Genomic DNA, 5,284 nt, shown 5'->3' with positions numbered 1-5,284 from the left:
TGGGCTACCAGGCGCTGGCGCAGACGCTGAACCAGGAGCCGGCCACGCACAACGGCAGCGCCGGCAGCGGCCAGCCGTGGACCAAGACCACGGCCTGCGACGCGCCAGCGCCGACCGCGCTGGTCTTCGGTTCGTACAAGGACATCACGGTCAACCTGAACTGGAACACCAACGAACTCTCGACCCAGGTCACCGGCTCGCTGCAGCCGGTGCTCAGCGTGCTGCCGGCCAGGCAGCACTCGGCCACCTGGGCGTTTGCCACCGGCGAATGCGGGGCCGAGAACTGGGCCGGTGTGACGCCTGCGGCACTGGTCTCGGCGAACGTCTCGAAGTGGGTCGCGGCAGGCCGCAAATACATCATCTCGACCGGCGGCGCGGCCGGCAGCTTCAGCTGCGGCTCTGACGCCGGCTTCGAGAAATTCCTGGCCACCTACGCCTCCAGCAGCTTCCAGGGCGTGGACTTCGACATCGAGGCCGGCCAGAGCCAGGAGGTGATCAACAACCTGGTGGCGCGCGTGAAGACTGCGCAGGCCAAGCACCCGACACTGCGCTTCAGCTTCACGCTGGCCACGCTGGGCGGCAGCAACACGGCGCAAAGCCTGGGCGACGCCGGTGTGCGCACCATGAACGCGATCAAGGCCGCCGGGCTGAGCAAGTACATCGTCAACCTGATGACCATGGACTACGGCAGCACCAATGCCAACAACTGCGTGATCGGCAGCAACGGCTTGTGCGACATGGGCAAGTCGGCCGTGGCCGCGGCCACCAGCCTGCACAGCTACTGGGGCGTGCCGTACAGCCAGATCGAGATCACGCCGATGATCGGCGGCAACGACACCCAGGACGAGACCTTCACGCTGGCCGACGTGGACACCGTCGCCAACTTCGCGCGGGCCAACAAGCTGGCCGGCGTGCACTTCTGGTCACTGGACCGGGACGTGGATTGCGCACCCGGCTGGGCCTCGCCGGTCTGCAACAGCTACGGCCAGGCCGGCACCTGGGGCTTCACCAACCGCTTCGCGCTGAAACTGGGGCAGTGAAACCGGGGCAGTGAGAGCGGCGGCGATGGCTATCATCGCCTCTGGCCCGGCCGGAAGCAGCCTGCTTCCGCGGCCGGCCAGAGGTGACACCGATGGACCATCCCGCCAGCCCCCTGCCCGCCATGTCGGTCGAACAACGGTACCGGCTGCTGGTCGAGGCCGTGACCGACTATGCGATCTACCTGCTGGACGCGACCGGCCATGTGTCGAGCTGGAATGCCGGCGCGCAGCGTTTCAAGGGCTATGCCGAGGGCGAGATCCTGGGCTCGCATTTCTCACGCTTCTATGTGGACGAAGACCGGCAGAACGGCCTGCCGGCGCGGACCCTGGACACCGCGGCACGCGAAGGCCGCTTCGAAGGCGAAGGCTGGCGCCAGCGCAAGGACGGCACGCGTTTCTGGGCCCACGTGGTGGTGGATTCGATCCGCGACGCGCAGGGCCAGTTGCTGGGCTTTGCGAAAGTCACCCGCGACCTGACCGAGCGGCGCGAGACCCAGCAGGCACTGGAGCGCGCCCGCGAGTCCCTGCTGCAGGCGCAAAAGGTCGAGGCCATCGGCCAGCTGACGGGGGGCGTGGCGCACGACTTCAACAACCTGCTGATGGTCATCGTCAGCAGCATGGAACTGATCCGCCGCCGCACCGGTGACGACGCCAGGCTGCAATCGCTGGTCAGCACCGCCTTGAGCGCGGCCAGGCGTGGCGCCTCGCTGACCCAGCGCATGCTGGCCTTCGCCCGCCGCCAGGAGCTGAACCCGGTGACGGTGGACGCGCTGGCACTGGTGCTGGGCATGCGCGAGCTGCTGCGCCAGTCGCTGGGCCCTTCGGTGCGCTTGCAGCTGCCCACCGGGCAGGCGCCGCTGCACGTGCAGGTCGACGAAAGCCAGCTGGAGCTGGCGCTGCTGAACCTGGCCGTGAACGCGCGGGACGCGATGCCCGACGGCGGCAGCCTGACCATCAGCGTCCAGCCGAGCGTGATCAAGCCCTTGCCGGGCGCGGCCAGCCAACCCCTGCCCGCGGGCGCCTACGTCTGCATCAGCTTGCGCGACACCGGCCAGGGCATGGACGAGGCCACACTGGCGCGCGCCACCGAGCCGTTTTTCACCACCAAAGGCCCGGGCAAGGGCACCGGGCTGGGCCTGTCGATGATCGAAGGCCTGGCCTTGCAGCTGGGCGGCCGCTTCGTGCTGCGCAGCCAGCCCGGCGTGGGCACCACGGCAGAGCTGTGGCTGCCCGCAGCCAGCGCAGCCAGCGCCTTGCCCAAGGCAGGCGCCGAGCAGGTCACGCCGACCGGCCAGGGCCTGCAGATCCTGGTGGTGGACGACGACGAGCTGGTGCTCAGCAGCGCGCTGGCAATGCTGGAAGAACTCGGCCACCGCGCGCTTGGCGCCGCCTCGGCCAGCGAGGCGCTGCAGCTGCTGCGCAGCGAGCCCGGTGTCCAGCTGCTGCTGACCGACCACGCGATGCCCCAGGTCACGGGCGCCGAGCTGATCGCCATCGCCCGCCGCGAATTCCCCGCCCTGCCCGCCATCCTCGCCAGCGGCTTCGCCGAACTCGCTATCGGCCAGTCTCCGGTCACCGCCCACAGGCTGGTCAAGCCCTTCGGGCTGGAGACCCTGGAAACCGCCATCGCCCGGGCCATGATGCCCAACCCCCACCCCTGAGCCGCCGCCGCCGACGACGGCCGAATAAATGGGGTCAGACTCCATTTTTGACGGCGGGCGCTGCAGCATGCGACTGAGCGCTTAAGCTCGCCCAAGCTTCTTCACTTCTGCCACTGGCCACGGGATTCGACATGGGCAACAGCTTCGACCACGACTTGTTCGTCATAGGCGCCGGCTCGGGCGGCGTGCGGGCCGCGCGCGTGGCGGCCGGACATGGCGCCAAGGTGGCGGTCACCGAGGAGTTCCGGGTGGGCGGCACCTGCGTGATCCGCGGCTGCGTGCCGAAGAAGCTGCTGGTCTACGGCGCGCATTTCGCCGAAGACCTGCAGGACGCGCGCCGCTTCGGCTGGGACGTGCCCGAATGCGGCTTCGACTGGCCCGCGCTGCGCGACACGGTGCAGGCCGAGGTGGCGCGCCTCAGCGGCCTGTACCGGCAGACGCTGGACAGCCACCAGGTCACCGTGCTGAGCGAACGCGCCACCGTGACCGGCCCACACGAGGTGTTGCTGGCCAGCGGCCGGCGGGTCACGGCCAAGGTCATCCTGGTGGCGACCGGCGCTTCGCCGGTGCTGCCGAGCATCGAAGGCGCGCAACTGGGCATCACCTCCAACGAGGTGTTCCACATCGAACAGCTGCCGCGGCGGCTGGTGATTGCCGGCGGCGGCTACATCGCCAACGAATTCGCCGGCATCTTCCATGCGTTTGGCGTGCAGGTCACGCTGGTCAACCGCACCTCGCAGATCCTGCGCGGCTACGACGAATCCATCCGCGACCGGCTGCAGCAGATCAGCCTGGCCAAGGGCATCCAGTTCCGCTTCAACGCCGAGCTGGCGCGCGTCGAGAAGATAGGCGACGGCAGCCTGCGCCTGCACATCACCGGCGAAGACCCGCTGGCCTGCGACGCGCTGCTGTTCGCCACTGGCCGCAAGCCCAACACCGAAGGGCTGGGACTGACCGAGGCCGGCGTGGTGCTGGACGACCAGGGCGCCGTCAAGGTGGACGAATACAGCCGCTCCAGCGTGGAGAGCATCTATGCGGTGGGCGACGTGACCAACCGGGTGCAACTGACGCCAGTGGCCATCCGCGAAGGCCAGGCCTTTGCCGACACCGTCTTCGGCGGCAAGCCCCGCACGGTGGACCACAGCTGCATCCCGTCCGCCGTGTTCAGCGCCCCGCCGATGGCCGGCGTTGGCCTGACCGAAGCGCAGGCGCGCAAGCGCTATGGCGACATCAAGGTCTACACCTCGGACTTCCGCGCGATGAAAAACGTGCTGGCCAACCGCCACGAACGCGCGCTGTACAAGATGGTGGTGGACGCCGCGACCGACAAGGTCGTTGGCCTGCACATGATCGGCCCGGACGCACCGGAGATCCTGCAGGCCGCCGCGGTGGCCGTGAAAGCCGGCCTGACCAAGCAGGACTTCGACGACACCGTGGCGCTGCACCCGAGCATGGCCGAGGAGCTGGTGTTGATGCGCTGAGGCGATGCGGCGGGCGGAGCCCCCGCCCCGTGCCTTGTGTTCACTGCCTCACGGCCTGCGCCCGGCGATTGCCGCAGACATCCAGCCCCAACGCGATGAGCAGCGCACCGCAAGCAAGGTAGAAGCTGAGCGTGTGGTTCCCGCCGGCATGCTCATAGCATGTCACGCGCGTAGTTCAGCCCGATCCCGTAGCCGCCGCCATTGCCCTCAACGATGGCTCGCGCGGCATCGTAGGTGTCGTGCCGCGTCCAGTCCCGCTGCAACTCCAGCAGCACCTGCAGCCAGCTGGTCATGCGGGCGCCGGCCTGCGCCATCCGCCGTAGGGCCATCTCGTGCCCGGTGTCGGTCAGGCCGGCGCAGGCATCGGCAACCACATAGGCATTCAAGCCTTCCTGCTGGACACACAGCACAGGCAGCGAAATGCACGCTTCGGTGAGCATGCCGGAGAACAGCAGGTTCTTCCGGCCAGACTTCAGGATCGCTTCCCGTACCGCGTCGTCCTCCCAGACGTTCATGTTCCGCCGATCCAGGACCGGATGCTCGGGCAGCAGGGCCCGCAGCGCAGGAAGCAGCGGCCCGCTGTAGACCTTCGTCGCCGAGGTGCTGACGATGATGGGCAGGTCAAAGGCCAGGGCTGTCCGAACCAGGGCCAGGGTGTTGTTCAACAACACTTGCCGGTCCATCGACTGAGCGCCAAAGGCCAGGCCGGCCTGGTGGTCGATCAGGACCAGTGCGCAGTTGTCGGGTATGAGCAGGGTGTCGGGAAGTTTCATCGTGATTCCGGGATTCGACTGTGAAATGACCTGCCGCGCCCGCATTGGGCGCGGTCAGGACACCGGCACGATCGCCGAATTCGCGGCGCGTCACATCTTCCAGATTGGGTAGACCCCCATGCCCCGCATGCGGCGGACTACGGGCAGGTCCGAACAGGGGCTGTCCGGATGCCGTTCATGGCCTGCATGGCCGACGGCATGTCGACGCGATGGACCAGGGCACGGCGCGTCGAGCCATCGGGCAGGCGCTCCACCTTGAGGCACAGATCGGGGTTCATGCCCAGGGCAATGTGCTCCTCGAAGGTCGGCACGGGCGTGTTGCTGCGCGG

The 5,284-nt window shown here is 68.2% G+C and carries 5 protein-coding genes; 3 read left to right on the top strand and 2 right to left on the bottom strand.

Annotated features, from left to right (window positions below; genetic code table 11):
* The first annotated feature begins 14 nt into the window (after window positions 1–14).
* The 3 genes from FKP22_RS20285 to gorA all read left to right on the top strand — a co-directional run bounded on the left by FKP22_RS20285 (window position 15) and on the right by gorA (window position 4,182).
* A complete protein-coding gene (locus FKP22_RS20285; protein WP_141289506.1) occupies window positions 15–1,040 on the top strand; it encodes a glycoside hydrolase family 18 protein in 1,026 nt (341 codons plus the stop codon).
* A 92-nt stretch (window positions 1,041–1,132) separates the two neighbouring features.
* A complete protein-coding gene (locus FKP22_RS34390) occupies window positions 1,133–2,701 on the top strand; it encodes a PAS domain-containing hybrid sensor histidine kinase/response regulator family protein (RefSeq protein ID WP_141289505.1) in 1,569 nt (522 codons plus the stop codon).
* A gap of 131 nt (window positions 2,702–2,832) precedes the next feature.
* Window positions 2,833–4,182 (top strand): glutathione-disulfide reductase, encoded by a 1,350-nt coding sequence (gene gorA / locus FKP22_RS20275; protein WP_141289504.1) that lies wholly within the window; start codon window positions 2,833–2,835, stop codon window positions 4,180–4,182.
* Between the two features lie 152 nt (window positions 4,183–4,334).
* Here gorA and FKP22_RS20270 read toward each other — a convergent pair whose 3' ends face one another.
* Together FKP22_RS20270 and FKP22_RS32315 are read right to left on the bottom strand one after the other, a co-directional pair.
* Window positions 4,335–4,955, bottom strand: a complete 621-nt coding sequence (locus FKP22_RS20270; protein WP_141289503.1) for an isochorismatase family protein — start codon at window positions 4,953–4,955, stop codon at window positions 4,335–4,337.
* A 137-nt stretch (window positions 4,956–5,092) separates the two neighbouring features.
* A partial coding sequence (locus tag FKP22_RS32315) for a hypothetical protein (RefSeq protein ID WP_211361487.1) occupies window positions 5,093–5,284 on the bottom strand: 192 nt, incomplete at its 5' end.

This window comes from Ideonella azotifigens (assembly GCF_006519715.1).
In the GTDB taxonomy this organism is placed as follows: domain Bacteria; phylum Pseudomonadota; class Gammaproteobacteria; order Burkholderiales; family Burkholderiaceae_C; genus Ideonella; species Ideonella azotifigens.
This window is presented reverse-complemented; position numbering and strand designations above follow the sequence as displayed.

What these genes read in the sequence shown, in the direction of transcription:
- FKP22_RS34390 (WP_141289505.1), top strand. Translation starts at nt 1,133, where the DNA reads ATGGACCATCCCGCCAGCCCCCTGCCCGCCATGTCGGTCGAACAACGG.
- gorA (WP_141289504.1), top strand. Translation starts at nt 2,833, where the DNA reads ATGGGCAACAGCTTCGACCACGACTTGTTCGTCATAGGCGCCGGCTCG.
- FKP22_RS20270 (WP_141289503.1), bottom strand. Translation starts at nt 4,955, where the DNA reads ATGAAACTTCCCGACACCCTGCTCATACCCGACAACTGCGCACTGGTC.